This window comes from Rhizobium sp. Root1334 (assembly GCF_001426665.1).
Classification (GTDB): domain Bacteria; phylum Pseudomonadota; class Alphaproteobacteria; order Rhizobiales; family Rhizobiaceae; genus Pararhizobium.
Genome location: NZ_LMEY01000004.1, coordinates 1 through 14,467, shown reverse-complemented (window position 1 = coordinate 14,467; position 14,467 = coordinate 1). Strand labels below are relative to the sequence as shown.

The window sequence follows — 14,467 nt, the reverse complement described above, 5'->3', positions numbered from 1 at the left end:
CCGGCGGTTTCCAGGCCATGGTAGACATGCGCGCGGGCTGCCGGAGGGTGGTTCAAAGCGTGATTTAAGAGTGTGCGGGAGAGTGGAAATCGCGGTCCGCCGTGTTCCCGCCCGTGTCAGGGAGGAACCTGTGGCAGAAACCGTATTCATACCGTTGGAAACATTTCCGGGCGAGGGCCGTATTGCGGCATCACCCGAGAGTGTGAAGAAGCTCAAGACCCTCGGCTTCGAGGTTGTCGTGCAGGCCGGTGCCGGCACGTTATCACGTATTCCTGATAGCGAGTTCGAGAAGGCCGGCGCTGTAATCGGTTCTGCTGCCGATGCTGCAAGTGCCGATGTGGTGCTGAAGGTGCGCCGTCCGTCCTCTGCCGAAGTTGCCGGCTACAAGTCCGGCGCCATCGTGCTGGCGATCATGGATCCCTATGGGAATGATCAGGCGCTGGCAGATATGGCCAAGGCCGGTGTATCTGCCTTTGCGATGGAATTGATGCCGCGCATCACCCGTGCCCAGTCGATGGACGTGCTGTCGTCACAGGCCAACCTTGCCGGCTATCAGGCGGTGATCGAAGCTGCATCCGAATATGACCGGGCCATGCCGATGATGATGACGGCGGCGGGCACTGTTCCTGCTGCGAAAGTCTTCGTCATGGGGGCGGGCGTTGCCGGTCTGCAGGCGATTGCCACGGCACGGCGTCTCGGCGCGGTCGTCTCCGCCACCGACGTTCGCCCGGCCTCCAAGGAACAGGTCGCTTCGCTCGGCGCCAAGTTCATTGCGGTCGAGGACGAGGAATTCAAGGCGGCCGAAACTGCAGGCGGTTACGCCAAGGAGATGTCGGCGGAATATAAGGCCAAGCAGGCGGTGCTGACCGCCGAGCACCTCGCCAAGCAGGACATCGTCATTACCACGGCTTTGATCCCGGGCCGTCCGGCACCACGGCTGATTACCCGCGAGATGCTGAAAGCCATGAAACCCGGCTCGATCGCCGTTGATCTCGCTGTCGAGCGTGGCGGCAATGTCGAAGGTGCGGTTGCCGATCAAGTGGTCGAGGTCGAGGGCGTCAAGGTCGTCGGCTATACGAATATGCCGGGCCGTATCGCCGCTTCCGCCTCGGTCCTCTATGCCAAGAACCTCGTGACCTTCCTTGAAACCATGGTTTCCAAGGAGACCAAGGCGCTTGCGCTCAATGCCGAGGACGAACTCGTCAAGGCGACGATGCTGACGCATGGCGGTGCCGTGGTGCATCCAAACTTTGCATCGCCGGCCGTGGCCACAGCAACAGCTTGAAAATTGGAGAGGGCAGCGCGCGTGCTTCGGGGAGAAGTGCGGCTGCCTAAGGGAGAAATATGATGGCCAATGAGATGCTCGACAAGGCGATCGGCGACCTCGACCGGGCGGTCGAAGCGGTGCGCACTGCCGCCGAATATGTGCCGGATGCCGCCGGTAATGTTGTTCACGGATTGAGTGGTGGCGCGATCGACCCGTTCGTGTTTCAGCTGGCAATCTTCGTTCTGTCGATCTTCGTCGGCTATTACGTGGTTTGGTCGGTAACGCCGGCGCTGCATACGCCGCTGATGGCGGTCACCAACGCGATTTCCTCGGTTATTGTCGTCGGCGCGCTGCTTGCGGTCGGCATCTCGGCGTCCGGCCTCGCCACAGGCTTCGGCTTCGTGGCGCTGATCCTTGCCTCGGTCAACATCTTCGGCGGCTTCCTGGTGACCCAGCGCATGCTCGCTATGTACAAGAAAAAAGAGAAGTGAGGCTGCCGTCATGAGTGCCAATATCGCAGCCTTCCTCTATCTGGTTTCCGGTGTCCTGTTCATCATGGCGCTGCGCGGCCTATCGCATCCGACCACCTCGCGCCGCGGCAATATCCTCGGCATGGTGGGCATGGGCATCGCCATCGTCACGACGCTGCTCCTTGCCACCCCGTCGTTTGGCGGCCTGGTGCTGATCGTGCTCGGTCTTGCCATTGGCGGTGGTGCAGGTGCCTACATCGCCCGTTCCATCCCGATGACCTCGATGCCGCAGCTGGTGGCCGGCTTCCATTCGCTGGTCGGCCTTGCCGCCGTCTTGGTCGCAGCCTCCGCACTCTATACGCCGTCGTCCTTCGGTATCGGCGAGATTGGTTCGATCCACGCGCAGGCGCTGGTCGAAATGGCGCTCGGCGTTGCCATCGGTGCGATCACCTTTACCGGCTCGATCGTCGCCTTCCTGAAGCTTGACGGGCGCATGTCGGGCAAGCCGATCATGCTGCCGTTCCGCCATGTCATCAACGCGGCGCTTCTGCTGCTGATCATCTTCTTCATCGTCGGTCTTGCGGCGTCGGAAAGTCATTTCGATTTCTGGGCGATTGTCGTTCTGTCGCTGGCGCTCGGCGTTCTGCTGATCGTGCCGATCGGTGGCGCCGACATGCCGGTCGTCGTCTCGATGCTGAATTCCTACTCCGGCTGGGCCGCCGCCGGTATCGGCTTCACGCTTGGCAATCTGGCGCTGATCATCACCGGTGCGCTGGTCGGCTCGTCCGGCGCGATCCTGTCCTACATCATGTGCAAGGGCATGAACCGCTCCTTCATCTCGGTCATCCTAGGCGGCTTTGGCGGCGATGCCGCAGCCGCAACCAGCGACGATGGCGTGCAGCGTACGGTCAAGCAGGGCTCGGCCGACGATGCCGCCTTCCTGATGGCCAATGCGTCGAAAGTGATCATCGTGCCGGGCTACGGCATGGCTGTTGCGCAGGCGCAGCACGCCGTGCGCGAGCTTGCCGATGCGCTGAAGGCCAACGGTGTCGAAGTGAAATATGCCATTCATCCGGTTGCCGGCCGTATGCCGGGCCATATGAACGTGCTGCTCGCCGAAGCCAACGTGCCGTATGATGAGGTGTTCGAACTTGAGGATATCAATTCCGAGTTTGCGCAGGCCGATGTCGCCTATGTCATCGGCGCCAACGACGTCACCAATCCGGCGGCGCGCGACGACAAGACGTCGCCGATCTACGGCATGCCGATCCTCGATGTCGATAAGGCCAAGACCTGCCTGTTCGTCAAGCGCTCTCTCGGCTCCGGTTATGCTGGCATCGACAATACGCTGTTCTACAAGGACGGCACCATGATGCTGCTCGGCGACGCCAAGAAGATGACCGATGATATCGTCAAGGCCATGAACCACTAAGCGATGAACCGCTGAACCTGGAGTGCCGTCCGTTAAGGCGGCACTCCATCGTGTATCAATCCGGACGTCCTTCCCGCCCGGCATTTTAATCGAAATTCAATTGTCCTCGCCTATCGTCGGGTGCCAGCTGCAATGCGTGGCGCCGGTACGAAAGAGGATCATGAGTTCATCTTCGCAATTCGGTCATGCCCGGATCGGGCGCTACGCCCGGCAGCTTGATGCGGGCATCGGGTGGTTGCGCTTCCCGGACGAGATGGAGCGCGAATATGCGCTTCAGATCGACAAGGACGAGCGCCGGCCCGCGATGGTCAGTGCGGTTTTCTCCCTGGCATTCATCATTCTCTTCGGAGTTTCCGATTTTGTCCGGCTCCCTTTGATGGGGCAGTTTCCAGATCTCACCGCCGATATGTGGGGCATTCTGGCAAGCCGGGTGGTGGCGGTCCTGTTCCTGCTTGTCTGCCTGTATCTTTGCCATCGCCAGGGTGGGGCGTCGCGGGCAGCACCTTTGTCGATCGCTACCGTGCTGGCGCTTGCGGTGTGTGGGGCGGTGTCGGTCTGCCTCTACAAGCGCAACGGTCTGGGGCACGCCGAATTCGCCCAGCTTCTATTCGTCATGGGAGCGTTCTCGCCGCTGGGGCTCCGTTTCCGTCACAGCTTCGAACTGGCCTTAGGGGTTGTCGTCCTGACCTTCGCGTTGCGATACTGGCTGCTACCACTGGAACTGCAAGGGCTGCAATTCAACGCCATGCTGCTTCTGACGCTGGTCTTCTCGGCAGTCGGCGGTTATCTGCGGGAGCGTGCGCATCGGGAGCAATTCCTTCTGCGCGGCATTCTCAAGGAGCAGGCGTCACACGATCCGCTGACCGGGCTTGCCAACCGGCGTGGTCTTGATGAGCAGCTTGAGACGGTCCGCCAGCAGGCCCGGCGCGAAAACGTACCCGTCGGCTTGCTGTTGCTCGATGTCGACTTTTTCAAGCGTTACAATGATCGCTACGGGCATCAGGCCGGTGATCTGGCCTTGCAATGCGTGGCGGCGTGCCTGGACGCCTTTGCGCACCGTCCGCTCGACCTGGCCTGCCGGATGGGCGGAGAGGAGTTCGCGCTTGTTCTCTACGATTGCGGGGAAGCGTCGCTGAAGGGCCGCATGGATGAGCTTTGCGCCGCGGTGCGAGGGCTTCGCATCGATCACGCCACTTCGGATATCTGCGCTTTCGTGACGGCCAGTATCGGAGGTGTGCTGCTGCAACCGCAGGAAACGGCCTGGGCGGCTCTCGATCGTGCAGATCAGCTGCTTTACGAGGCCAAACGGGAGGGGCGCAATCGTACGATTGTTGAGCGCCCAATCCCTGTAGCTGCGGTCGCGTGACCGGCGCGCGGCGTGACGCCGCGCCTTGTCTCGTCAGCCGGCAGCCTTGACGCGGGCAAGACCGGCGCGAGCCGGTTCGTATTTCGGATCCAGCGACAGTGCGTGACCGTAGGACTTCGCTGCCTTCGCCTTGTCGCCGCGCCGCTCATAGACCAGCGCCTGGTTGGCCCAGGATTCGGCGATCTTGCCGTTCAGGTTGATCGCGGTGTTGAAATCTGCGAACGCATTGTCGTCGTCATTGGTGGCAACATAGGAAATGCCACGGCCGTTATAGGGCTCCGGCGCGCTTGGTGACAGCGAGATCGCCGTCGAAAAATCTTCGATCGCCTGGGCATGCTGCTTGCGGGCCTGATAGATCAAGCCACGGTTGTGATAGGCGCGCGGGTCTGTCGTGTCGAGTTCGATGGCCTTGTTGAAATCGGCAAACGCCTGATCCAGCTGTCCGGCCTGACGGTAAAGATTGCCGCGGCCGATGAAGGCGACGTCATAACGCGGGTTGAGCTGCAAGGCCTTGTTGTAATCGGACTGCGCTGCCGACTGGTCGCCCATGTTGCGCTGGACAAGCGCGCGGTTGGCATAGGCCTGATAGAATTGCGGATTGAGCTCGATCGCCTTGTTGAAATCGGCGAGTGCCCGGCGGAATTCACCCGCGCGGCCGTAGGCGGAACCACGGACATTGTAGCCTTCCGGGTCGCTCGGATTGGCGGCGATCACGGCAGACAGAGACGCAATGTTCTCGTTGCTTCCCTGTGCCCGCTCGACCCGCATCATGTTGCTTGGCGTATCTGCGGTCGAGCAGCCGGAAAGGACAAGTGCGCCCGTCACAGCCAGCATGGAGGCGAGGGCAAAACCGCGCCGATTGGAGCGCCCGGCAAGGCCGGTATGGTCGGAAAAATCCGCAGTCCTGGCAGTCGATGTCAAGATTGATTCCCTCGTTAAGCGAAGCGTCTCGGCATGTCCCGGGCCTGAAGCGGCAGACCGGGCCAGCATGCACAGTTTCAATGTTCTGGAGCGTCAGATGCATCGTCATCGATGCGCTCCGTGTCCGAAGACAGTGTAGCACGCTCTGCGCGCCCGTCGCCTGTGTCAGGAATTATATCCGGCAACATGCGATTGAAACAGAAAGAGCGGTGGCGATCATGTCGCCCCCGCCCAATTTACGCGTCAAATACGCCGTAAACGCTGATCAGCGCGCTGCCGCCGAAGGGCGGGGGGTAACGATACCCATTTCGCGCTGCAGGCGCTTGCGGGCCAGCTTGCGAATGCGGCGAACGCCTTCAGCCTTTTCGCGGGCGCGCTTCTGGGATGGCTTTTCGTAGGCCTCACGCATCTTCATTTCGCGGAAAACGCCTTCGCGCTGCAGCTTCTTCTTGAGTGCGCGAAGCGCTTGATCGACATTGTTGTCGCGGACTAGTACCTGCACGAGAATCCCGTTCCTTCAGTTTGGAGTGATCGCCTCATGAAATCAGGTCAACGAGGCAAAAAAATATAGTTCGCGGAGCCCGGAAGCTTTACGATTGAGAGAGCGGATACCAGATCGGTTGCTCAAAGTCCAGCTTCCAGTTGCTTTTGGCGGCCGAAAGCGCCGGAAAACCATGGCTTCGCGGCTCCGGCAACGGTAACCGCACTGAAGCAGGCCCGGTGTGCTGCAGCTTCCAATATGGGCGCTGCCTTATATTGTGCCCGGAAAGCGGCATGTCGCAACTCGTGCGACAAGCGCCGTCTCGCGTCGCAAAAGAAACGTTGCGGAAGTTCGGGATTTGCGATTTCTAGGATCGACCACAAGAAATTCACCGGCCTTCTGGCAGGACTACGGAGTGTGAAAGCGGATGCGCAAATATTCGGTTTTTGCTGTCGCTCGCGAAGCGATGCGCGGCCACAGGGGATGGGAGGCTCAGTGGACCTCGCCCGAGCCGCGCAAGGAATATGATGTCATCATCATCGGCGCCGGCGGCCATGGCCTGGGCACCGCCTATTACCTCGCCAAGGAACACGGCATCACCAATATCGCCGTGCTCGAAAAGGGCTGGCTCGGTGGCGGCAATACCGGCCGCAACACCACCATCATCCGCTCCAATTATCTCTATGACGAAAGTGCGGGGATCTACGATCACGCCTTGAAGCTCTGGGACGGGCTCAGCCAGGATCTCAACTACAACGTGATGTACTCGGCCCGCGGCGTGATGATGCTGTCGCACAACATCCATGACCAGCAGGTGTTCAAACGCCATATCCATGCCAACCGCCTGAACGGCATCGACAATGAATGGCTGACGCCGGAACAGGCGAAAGAATTCTGCCCGCCGCTCGATATTTCCCGCACCGCCCGCTACCCGATCAACGGTGCCGCCCTGCAGCGGCGCGGCGGTACTGCGCGTCACGACGCCGTCGCCTGGGGTTACGCCCGTGCGGCTGCCGATCGCGGCGTTCATATCATCCAGAATTGTGAAGTCACCGGCATCCGCCGCAATCCGGATGGTTCCGTCGCTGGTGTCGATACCAATCGCGGCCAGATCAATGCCAAGAAGGTCGGCGTCGTGGCTGCCGGTCATACCTCGGTGCTGATGGAGATGGCCGGCGTGCGCATGCCGCTGGTCAGCTATCCGCTGCAGGCGCTGGTGTCGGAGCCGATCAAGCCGATCTTTCCTTGCGTGGTCATGTCCAACACCGTACACGCCTACATCTCGCAGTCCGACAAGGGCGAGCTCGTCATCGGCGCCGGGACTGACCAGTATTCGTCCTATTCCCAGACTGGCGGTCTGCAGATCATCACCCACACGCTGGATGCCATCTGCGAACTCTTCCCGATCTTCCGGCGCATGAAGATGATGCGTTCCTGGGGCGGTATTGTCGACGTGACGCCGGATCGCTCGCCGATCCTCGCCAAGACTCCGGTTTCCGGCCTTTACGTCAACTGTGGCTGGGGCACCGGCGGCTTCAAGGCAACGCCGGGTTCGGCCAATGTCTTTGCCCATACCATCGCCAACGACGCGCCGCACAAGATCAATGCGCCGTTCACGCTGGAACGTTTCCGTTCGGGCCGCCTGATCGACGAAGCGGCCGCCGCCGCCGTTGCGCACTAAGGGGAAACACCATGCTTTTGATCTACTGCCCCTATTGCGAGGAAGAGCGTTCAGAGCTCGAATTCCGCCAGGCCGGTGACGCGCATATCGCCCGTCCCACCAACATGACCGAGATGACCGATGAGGAATTCGAGGCCTTCTTCTTCCTGCGCGACAACGTCAAGGGGCTGACCTTCGAGCGCTGGCGGCATCTGAACGGTTGTGGCCGCTTCTTCAATGCTGCCCGCGATACCGTCAGCGACAAATTCCTGACCACTTACAAGGCCGGCTTGCCGCGCCCGGATCTCAGCACGCTGCGTCCGGCAACGGAAGCGACAGTCGAAACCTATGAAGCCACGGAGTCGAATGCTAAATGAGCGGCGCCAATCGTATCCCCGGTGCAGGCCGTCTCACCCCTGCAAAAACCGCCCGAATCTTCTTCGACGGCAAGAGCTATGCCGCCCTTGAAGGCGATACCGTCGCCTCGGCGCTGCTGGCCAACGGCGTTCATCTGGTCGGCCGCTCGTTCAAGTATCACCGTCCACGCGGCATCGTGTCGGCTGGTGCGGAAGAGCCGAATGCGTTGATCGGCGTTGAGCGCGATGCTGCCCGCAAGCAGCCGAACGTGCGGGCCACCGTGCAGGACGTCTTTGACGGCATGAAGGTCATCTCGCAGAACCGCTGGCCGTCGCTCGCCTTCGACGTTGGCGCGGTCAACAACCTGCTGGCACCGTTCTTTGCCGCCGGTTTCTACTACAAGACCTTCATGTGGCCGAAGCAGGCCTGGAAACACGTCTACGAGCCGCAAATCCGTGCGGCGGCGGGTCTCGGCGTGTCGCCGACCGAAGACGACACCGATCATTATTCCAGCCGCTACGCCCATTGCGATGTTCTGGTGATTGGCGCCGGGGTGGCTGGCCTTTCGGCAGCGCTTGCCGCCGCCAAGACTGGCGCGCGGGTCATCATCTGTGACGAGCAGCCGGAAGTTGGCGGTGCACTGCATTACGACAAGAGCGTCACGATCGATGGACAGGACGGTTATTCCTGGGCTCAGGCCACCGCCGCCAATCTGGCGAAGATGGACAACGTCACCGTCCTGCCGCGCACGACGGCGTTCGGCTATTACGCCCAGAATTTCGTCGGCCTGAACGAGCGGGTGACGGAGCATCTGGCCAAGCCGGATAAAAAACTGCCGCGCGAGCGCCTCTGGCAGGTCCGCGCCAAGCGCGTCATCATCGCCACCGGCGCCATCGAGCGGCATATGGTGTTTGCCAACAATGACCGTCCGGGCATCATGCTGGCATCCGCCGCCCGCACGTTCCTCAACCATTTCGGCGTCGCCGTCGGCAAGAAGGTTGGCGTCTACACGGCCAACGATTCCGCCTATGAGGCTGCCTTCGATCTGAAGCGCGCCGGTATTACCGTTGCTGCTATCGTTGATACCAGGGAGCAGCCGGGCGAAGCGGTGCTGGCCGAAGCGCGTTCCCTTGGCATCGAAGTGCTGGCTGGTCACGCTGTTGTCGATACCGGCGGCAAGCTTCGGGTTTCCTCCATGTCGGTTGCCCGCAATGGCGGCGGCGGTGCGCGCAAGATCGCCATCGATGCGCTGTTGATGTCGGCGGGCTGGACGCCTTCGGTGCACATGTTCTCGCAGTCGCGCGGTAAGGTCGCCTATGACGCCGAGACGCAGCGCTTCCTGCCTGGCACCTATGCGCAGGACTGCCTGTCGGTCGGTGCCTGCAATGGCACCAACGATTTGCAGGCGACCATCGAGGAATCGCTAGCGGCCGGCGAACTGATGTCGAATGCCTCGGGCTTTACCGCCTCGCAAAAGCTGGCGCTTCAGGGCGCGAATGCCTTTGCCTGGACCGGCGGCATGGCCGGCGCTGCGGAGGGCGCTGGACCGGACACGACCGTCAAGGCGTTCATCGATTTCCAGAACGACGTCTGCGCCAAGGACATTCGCCTTGCGGTGCGCGAGGGCATGCACTCGATCGAGCATATCAAGCGCTTCACCACCAATGGCATGGCGACCGATCAGGGCAAGCTGTCCAACATCCATGGTCTGGCGATCGCGGCTGAAACGCTCGGCCGCGAAATCCCCAAGGTTGGCCTCACCACGTTCCGTGCGCCCTATACCCCGGTGACTTTCGGGACGCTGATCAACCATTCGCGTGGCGAATTGTTTGACCCGACCCGCAAGACGCCGATGCATGCGCTGGAAGAAGCTCAAGGCGCAGTGTTCGAGGATGTCGGCCAGTGGAAGCGTGCCTGGTATTATCCGCGGGCTGGTGAGGACATGCATCAGGCCGTCAACCGCGAGTGCAAGACGGTGCGCGACGTCGCCGGTATCTTCGATGCCTCGACGCTCGGCAAGATCGAGGTTGTCGGCCCGGATGCAGCGCAGTTCCTCAACCTGATCTACACCAATAGCTGGGATACGCTGAAGCCCGGCCGCTGCCGCTATGGCATCATGCTTCGCGAAGACGGCTTCGTCTATGACGACGGTGTCGTCGGCCGCATGGCGGAAGACCGCTTCCATGTCACCACGACGACGGGCGGCGCTGCCCGCGTCATGAACCATATGGAAGACTATCTTCAGACCGAGTTTCCGCATCTGAACGTCTGGCTGACCTCCGCTACCGAGCAGTGGGCTGTCATCGCCGTGCAGGGGCCGAAGGCGCGCGAGATCATCGGACCGCTGGTGGAAGGTATCGATCTGTCGAACGACGCCTTCCCGCATATGAGCGTTCGCGAAGGCAAGATCTGCGGCGTGCCGACCCGGCTGTTCCGCATGTCGTTTACCGGCGAAACCGGCTTCGAAGTCAACGTTCCCGCCGATTTCGGCCCGGCCGTCTGGGCGGCGATTTCCGAGCGGACCGAAGCGCTCGGCGGTTGCGCCTATGGCACCGAGGCGATGCATATCCTGCGCGCCGAGAAGGGCTACATCATCGTCGGTCAGGATACCGACGGGACAGTGACCCCCGACGATGCCTCGCTTGGCTGGGCGGTCGGCAAGAGGAAGGCTGATTTCGTCGGCATTCGCGGCCTGCGCCGTCCCGATCTGGTCGCCGATGGCCGCAAGCAGCTTGTCGGGCTTTTGACCAAGGACCCGGCGGTGGTGCTGGAAGAGGGGGCGCAGATCGTTGCCAATCCGAACCAGCCGCTGCCGATGACGATGATCGGTCATGTGACCTCGGCCTACTGGTCGGAAAACTGCGGCCGCTCGATCGCTCTGGCGCTGGTTGCTGGCGGCAAGGCGAAGATTGGCCAGACGCTGTATGTGCCGATGCCCGACAAGACGATCGCCGTCGAGGTGAGCGACATGGTGTTCTTTGACAAGGAAGGAGGCCGCATCAATGGCTGATCTCGCAACCCGTACCCTGCCGCTTTCCGGCTTTCACGGCGGCTCCGGTGCTGCCGCGCTTTCCGTCGCTTCTCCCGCAACCCGGATATCGCTCAGGGCCAAGCCAGATGCTGTTGCAGCTCTCTCGGGAGTGCTCGGCCTGTTGCTGCCCACCAAAGCCAAGACGTCTGCATCTTCGAATGGCCGCCACGCGCTCTGGCTCGGGCCGGATGAATGGCTCATCATCGACGAGAACGGGGCCGACCTGATGGCAGCGGTGGCGTCCAGCAACGTGCTGCATTCGGCGACCGATGTTTCCCATCGCAACACGGCCATTATCGTCAAGGGCCGGGGTGCCGCTGTGGCGATCAACGGCGGCTGCCCGCAGGACCTGTCGCTGGCGGCCTTCCCGGTTGGCGCCTGCTCGCGCACGGTTCTGGCCAAGGCCGAGATCGTGCTTTTGCGTACTGCCGAAGATACGTTCCGGGTCGAGTGCTGGCGGTCGTTTTCGCCGTATGTCTCGACGCTTCTCGCCGAAGCTGCCGAGGACGCGGGGAACTGATGGTGTAGCCCGGTCTCGATGGCATCCGGGCTCACTCGAGCGATCCGACCCCACGGTCATGAAATCGGCGGTCAGTTCCGAGGGTCTCCTATCGCCTCTGGATCACGCATCCTCCGGCCGATCCTTCGGGTCGAACTGGATGATGGTGAGCCACGTTGCCGTCAGCGCCGGCTTGCGTTCGCCTTCGATATCGACGGTAACCTCATAGGTGACCATCAGCATGCCGGCGCCGCGGAAGCGGGCTTCGGCCATGGTGAAGCGGCCGCGCACCTTGGCGCCGCTTTTCACCGGCGTCATGAAGCGCACCTTGTCGAAGCCGTAGTTGATACCCATCGTCTGTTCGCGCACACGCGGCAGGCAGTTGTAGTTCATCGCCGAGAGCAGCGAGAGTGACAGGAAGCCGTGGGCAATGGTGCCGCCGAACGGAGTTTCTGCGGCGGCGCGTATCGGGTCCGTATGGATGAACTGATGGTCGTCGGTGGCACCGGCAAAGCTGTCGATGGTGTCTTGCGTCACTGTGATCCAGTCGGAAATACCGACTTCGGTGCCCACCAGGTTCTTGACGTCAGATAGCGAAATTTCCTGCGGCATTCTCTTTTCCGATCAAAAACATCCCCCCGTTTCTCTATATGCCGCTCTTTCGAAAAACGGCAATCGGGGAAGCAGTATAGGGTTACAAAATTTCGACGTGGAAACTGACACTTCGTGCCGCCGTCATGCCGATACCGGCGTTGGCTGACGGTAGCAGGCTTTGCCAGCCCGAGCCCGGCCGGACCGGCAGATGAACCGCATGCGGCGCGTGGCTGCGGTTGATGGCGATGGCAAGCCGGGTGCGTCTGCTTTGGTCCCTGTCGCCGGTGGACAGCAGCATGACCAGATGGTCGGTAGTTGCGCTTTCCCAGTCGCCCGTCGTCATCGGTTGGCCGTCGAAACGCAGCCACTCGACATCACCGTTGCCGGTAAAGAACGTGGTATCGCTGAAGACATCGAAGCGGGCGCGGATGTGCGACAGAGCGGCGGTGTGGGCGATAAGCGTGTCGTCCAGTTGGCTCCAATCGACCCAGGTGATGGCGTTGTCCTGGCAATAGGCGTTGTTGTTGCCGTGCTGACTGCGGCCGCCTTCATCACCCGCTGTCAGCATGATGGCGCCGCGGCTGGCAAACAGGGTGGAGAGCAGGCCCATGACATCGCGGCGGCGGAAGCCCAGAACTTCGGGATCGGCTGTTGCGCCTTCGACGCCATTGTTCCAGGAGTGATTTTCGTTGTGGCCGTCGCGATTGTGCTCGCCATTCGCCTCGTTGTGTTTGCCGGCATAGGAGACGAGATCCATCAGCGTGAAGCCATCATGGGCGGCGATGAAATTGACGCTACGGGTCTTTTCACCGCCATTGCGGGAGAAGATATTGGATGAGCCGGCGAGCGCCGTCGCCAGATCGCCGATCGTGTGGCTATCACCGCGCCAGACGCGGCGCAGGTCATCGCGCGCCCGGTCGTTCCATTCGAGGAAGGAGGCCGGGAAATTGCCGAGCTGGTAGCCGCCGGGACCGATATCCCAGGGTTCGGCGATCAGGATGCGGTCTTTCAGGACTGGGTCGGTGCGCATTTCGGTAAGCAGGGCGGCATCGCTGCGGAAACCATTGGCATCTCGGCCGAGGATCGAGCCGAGATCGAACCGGAAGCCGTCTATGCCTGCCGACAGAACGAAATGGCGCAGGCTGTCGAGGATCAACTGGCGCACCACCGGGTGATCGCAGGCGATGGTGTTGCCCGTACCTGTGTCGTTGATCAGTTCGCCGGGCCGGTCCTCGGCGTGGCGGTAATAGGCATGGTTGTCGAGGCCGCGCATCGAGAGCGTCGCGCCGAAGCGGTCACTTTCGCCGGAATGGTTGAAGACCAGATCGAGAAGAACGCCAATGCCCGCGGCATGCAGGGTCGCAACCGTTTCGCGCAGTTCCGTCATGCCGCCAGGCACAAGGCGCGGGTCGAGCGCCATGAAGGCGACGGGATTGTAGCCCCAGCCGTTGGTAAGGCCGAGCGGGGGCAGATGGCGCTCGTCGATCCAGGCGGTGATCGGCATCAGCTCGATGGCGGAAACGCCGATGCGCTTCAGGTGGGCGATGACGGCGGGATGGGCAAGGGCCGCAACGGTGCCGCGTTGCTGTTCCGGCACATCGGGATGCAGCATGGTGAAGGGGCGGACGGCAACTTCGTAAATCAGGCCGCCGGTCTGGAAGACCGGGGGCTGGCGTTGTGCGCTCTGCGGCGCGGTCACGATCGCCTTTGGCACCAGATCGGCGGTGTCGTCCCCGAAAGCCGACAGGCGGGGATCGTAATGGAACGGCCGGTCGAGTTCACGGGCATAGGGGTCGACCAGCAGCTTGGCGGGGTCGAACCAGAGGCCGTTGTCCGGATCGTAATCTCCTGAAGCCCGAAAACCGTACCGCGTGCCCGACGGGGCGTCCGGGATTGTCAGGCTGCAAACATCGTCTTCGCCGCGTTGCATCGGCAGACGGCGCAATTCGTTGTTGCCGCTCGCGTCGTAGAGGCAGAGCTCGATGCCCGAGGCCGAGGAAGAATGGACCGCGAAGGTCGTGCCGCTGCCGGTGAGCGTGGCGCCGAGGGAAGAAGCGGGCAGGTTCGGCATCGGGGTACCTCGGGATGATGCGGGGACTTCGGACGTTTCGTATCAGATTGGTTTGACAGTGATTTTTTCCGGCTTTCGGCTTTGTTGCAAGCGGTATGTTTACCTCCTTTCGAGGGGGAGGTGGACTCCGCCTTCTCCCCGGCGGGGAGAGCGACTGTCTTGTTAGTCAAGCGTTTTGCCATGGCTTTCAATCCCAGTGTGCCCGGTTTCGTCAGGTAAAGGTGGCTTCGCCCCCCTCATCCGGCCCTGCGGGCCACCTTCTCCCCGATGGGGAGAAGAGGGAGATCGTCGCCTTCCTCAACGGTCTATAACCACGCC

General features: G+C 61.8%; 12 protein-coding genes. 8 read left to right on the top strand and 4 right to left on the bottom strand.

Features of this window, described 5'->3' with window-relative positions; all coding sequences use genetic code 11:
• Positions 1-130 precede the first annotated feature (130 nt).
• The 4 genes from ASD36_RS09375 to ASD36_RS09360 all read left to right on the top strand — a co-directional run bounded on the left by ASD36_RS09375 (position 131) and on the right by ASD36_RS09360 (position 4,535).
• Positions 131-1,285, top strand: coding sequence for a Re/Si-specific NAD(P)(+) transhydrogenase subunit alpha (locus ASD36_RS09375; protein ID WP_060503000.1), 1,155 nt, complete (start codon positions 131-133; stop codon positions 1,283-1,285).
• A gap of 62 nt (positions 1,286-1,347) precedes the next feature.
• Entirely contained in the window at positions 1,348-1,758 is a 411-nt protein-coding gene (locus tag ASD36_RS09370) for a proton-translocating transhydrogenase family protein (RefSeq protein ID WP_060502999.1), read from the top strand.
• A gap of 10 nt (positions 1,759-1,768) precedes the next feature.
• Positions 1,769-3,169 (top strand): NAD(P)(+) transhydrogenase (Re/Si-specific) subunit beta, encoded by a 1,401-nt coding sequence (locus ASD36_RS09365; protein ID WP_060502998.1) that lies wholly within the window; start codon positions 1,769-1,771, stop codon positions 3,167-3,169.
• A 160-nt stretch (positions 3,170-3,329) separates the two neighbouring features.
• On the top strand, positions 3,330-4,535 hold the full coding sequence (locus tag ASD36_RS09360; protein WP_060509987.1) for a GGDEF domain-containing protein: 1,206 nt from the start codon (positions 3,330-3,332) through the stop codon (positions 4,533-4,535).
• A 33-nt stretch (positions 4,536-4,568) separates the two neighbouring features.
• On the opposite strand, the gene ASD36_RS09355 is transcribed toward ASD36_RS09360, so the two are convergent.
• On the bottom strand, positions 4,569-5,456 hold the full coding sequence (locus tag ASD36_RS09355) for a tetratricopeptide repeat protein (protein ID WP_060503156.1): 888 nt from the start codon (positions 5,454-5,456) through the stop codon (positions 4,569-4,571).
• 265 nt (positions 5,457-5,721) lie between these two features.
• Positions 5,722-5,958, bottom strand: a complete 237-nt coding sequence (rpsU, locus tag ASD36_RS09350) for a 30S ribosomal protein S21 (RefSeq protein WP_060502996.1) — start codon at positions 5,956-5,958, stop codon at positions 5,722-5,724.
• Positions 5,959-6,364: 406 nt separating this feature from the next.
• Between rpsU and ASD36_RS09345 the strand changes: the two genes are divergently transcribed.
• The 4 genes from ASD36_RS09345 to ASD36_RS09330 are packed head-to-tail and all read left to right on the top strand — an operon-like array spanning position 6,365 to position 11,505.
• Entirely contained in the window at positions 6,365-7,618 is a 1,254-nt protein-coding gene (locus ASD36_RS09345; RefSeq protein WP_060502995.1) for a sarcosine oxidase subunit beta, read from the top strand.
• Between the two features lie 11 nt (positions 7,619-7,629).
• The gene (locus tag ASD36_RS09340; protein ID WP_060502994.1) at positions 7,630-7,974 is read left to right on the top strand and encodes a sarcosine oxidase subunit delta; all 345 of its coding nucleotides are present in this window, start codon (positions 7,630-7,632) and stop codon (positions 7,972-7,974) included.
• Positions 7,971-10,964, top strand: coding sequence for a sarcosine oxidase subunit alpha (locus ASD36_RS09335; protein ID WP_060502993.1), 2,994 nt, complete (start codon positions 7,971-7,973; stop codon positions 10,962-10,964). The genes ASD36_RS09340 and ASD36_RS09335 overlap by 4 nt, the downstream gene beginning before the upstream one ends.
• The gene (locus ASD36_RS09330; protein WP_060502992.1) at positions 10,957-11,505 is read left to right on the top strand and encodes a sarcosine oxidase subunit gamma; all 549 of its coding nucleotides are present in this window, start codon (positions 10,957-10,959) and stop codon (positions 11,503-11,505) included. Before ASD36_RS09335 ends, ASD36_RS09330 begins: the two co-directional genes overlap by 8 nt.
• Before the next feature lie 102 nt (positions 11,506-11,607).
• Here the strand turns inward: ASD36_RS09330 and ASD36_RS09325 are convergent, their stop codons facing one another.
• Both ASD36_RS09325 and glgX read right to left on the bottom strand, forming a co-directional pair.
• Positions 11,608-12,096 (bottom strand): MaoC family dehydratase, encoded by a 489-nt coding sequence (locus ASD36_RS09325; RefSeq protein ID WP_060502991.1) that lies wholly within the window; start codon positions 12,094-12,096, stop codon positions 11,608-11,610.
• Positions 12,097-12,178: 82 nt separating this feature from the next.
• Complete coding sequence (gene glgX / locus ASD36_RS09320) at positions 12,179-14,149, bottom strand: glycogen debranching protein GlgX (RefSeq protein ID WP_060502990.1); 1,971 nt, start codon at positions 14,147-14,149, stop codon at positions 12,179-12,181.
• Positions 14,150-14,467 lie beyond the last annotated feature (318 nt).

Bases quoted from the DNA above. Each gene is read 5' to 3' on its own strand.
- ASD36_RS09370 (WP_060502999.1), top strand. From the start codon at position 1,348: ATGGCCAATGAGATGCTCGACAAGGCGATCGGCGACCTCGACCGGGCG.
- ASD36_RS09365 (WP_060502998.1), top strand. From the start codon at position 1,769: ATGAGTGCCAATATCGCAGCCTTCCTCTATCTGGTTTCCGGTGTCCTG.
- ASD36_RS09360 (WP_060509987.1), top strand. From the start codon at position 3,330: ATGAGTTCATCTTCGCAATTCGGTCATGCCCGGATCGGGCGCTACGCC.
- ASD36_RS09345 (WP_060502995.1), top strand. From the start codon at position 6,365: ATGCGCAAATATTCGGTTTTTGCTGTCGCTCGCGAAGCGATGCGCGGC.
- ASD36_RS09340 (WP_060502994.1), top strand. From the start codon at position 7,630: ATGCTTTTGATCTACTGCCCCTATTGCGAGGAAGAGCGTTCAGAGCTC.
- ASD36_RS09335 (WP_060502993.1), top strand. From the start codon at position 7,971: ATGAGCGGCGCCAATCGTATCCCCGGTGCAGGCCGTCTCACCCCTGCA.
- ASD36_RS09330 (WP_060502992.1), top strand. From the start codon at position 10,957: ATGGCTGATCTCGCAACCCGTACCCTGCCGCTTTCCGGCTTTCACGGC.
- ASD36_RS09325 (WP_060502991.1), bottom strand. From the start codon at position 12,096: ATGCCGCAGGAAATTTCGCTATCTGACGTCAAGAACCTGGTGGGCACC.
- glgX (WP_060502990.1), bottom strand. From the start codon at position 14,149: ATGCCGAACCTGCCCGCTTCTTCCCTCGGCGCCACGCTCACCGGCAGC.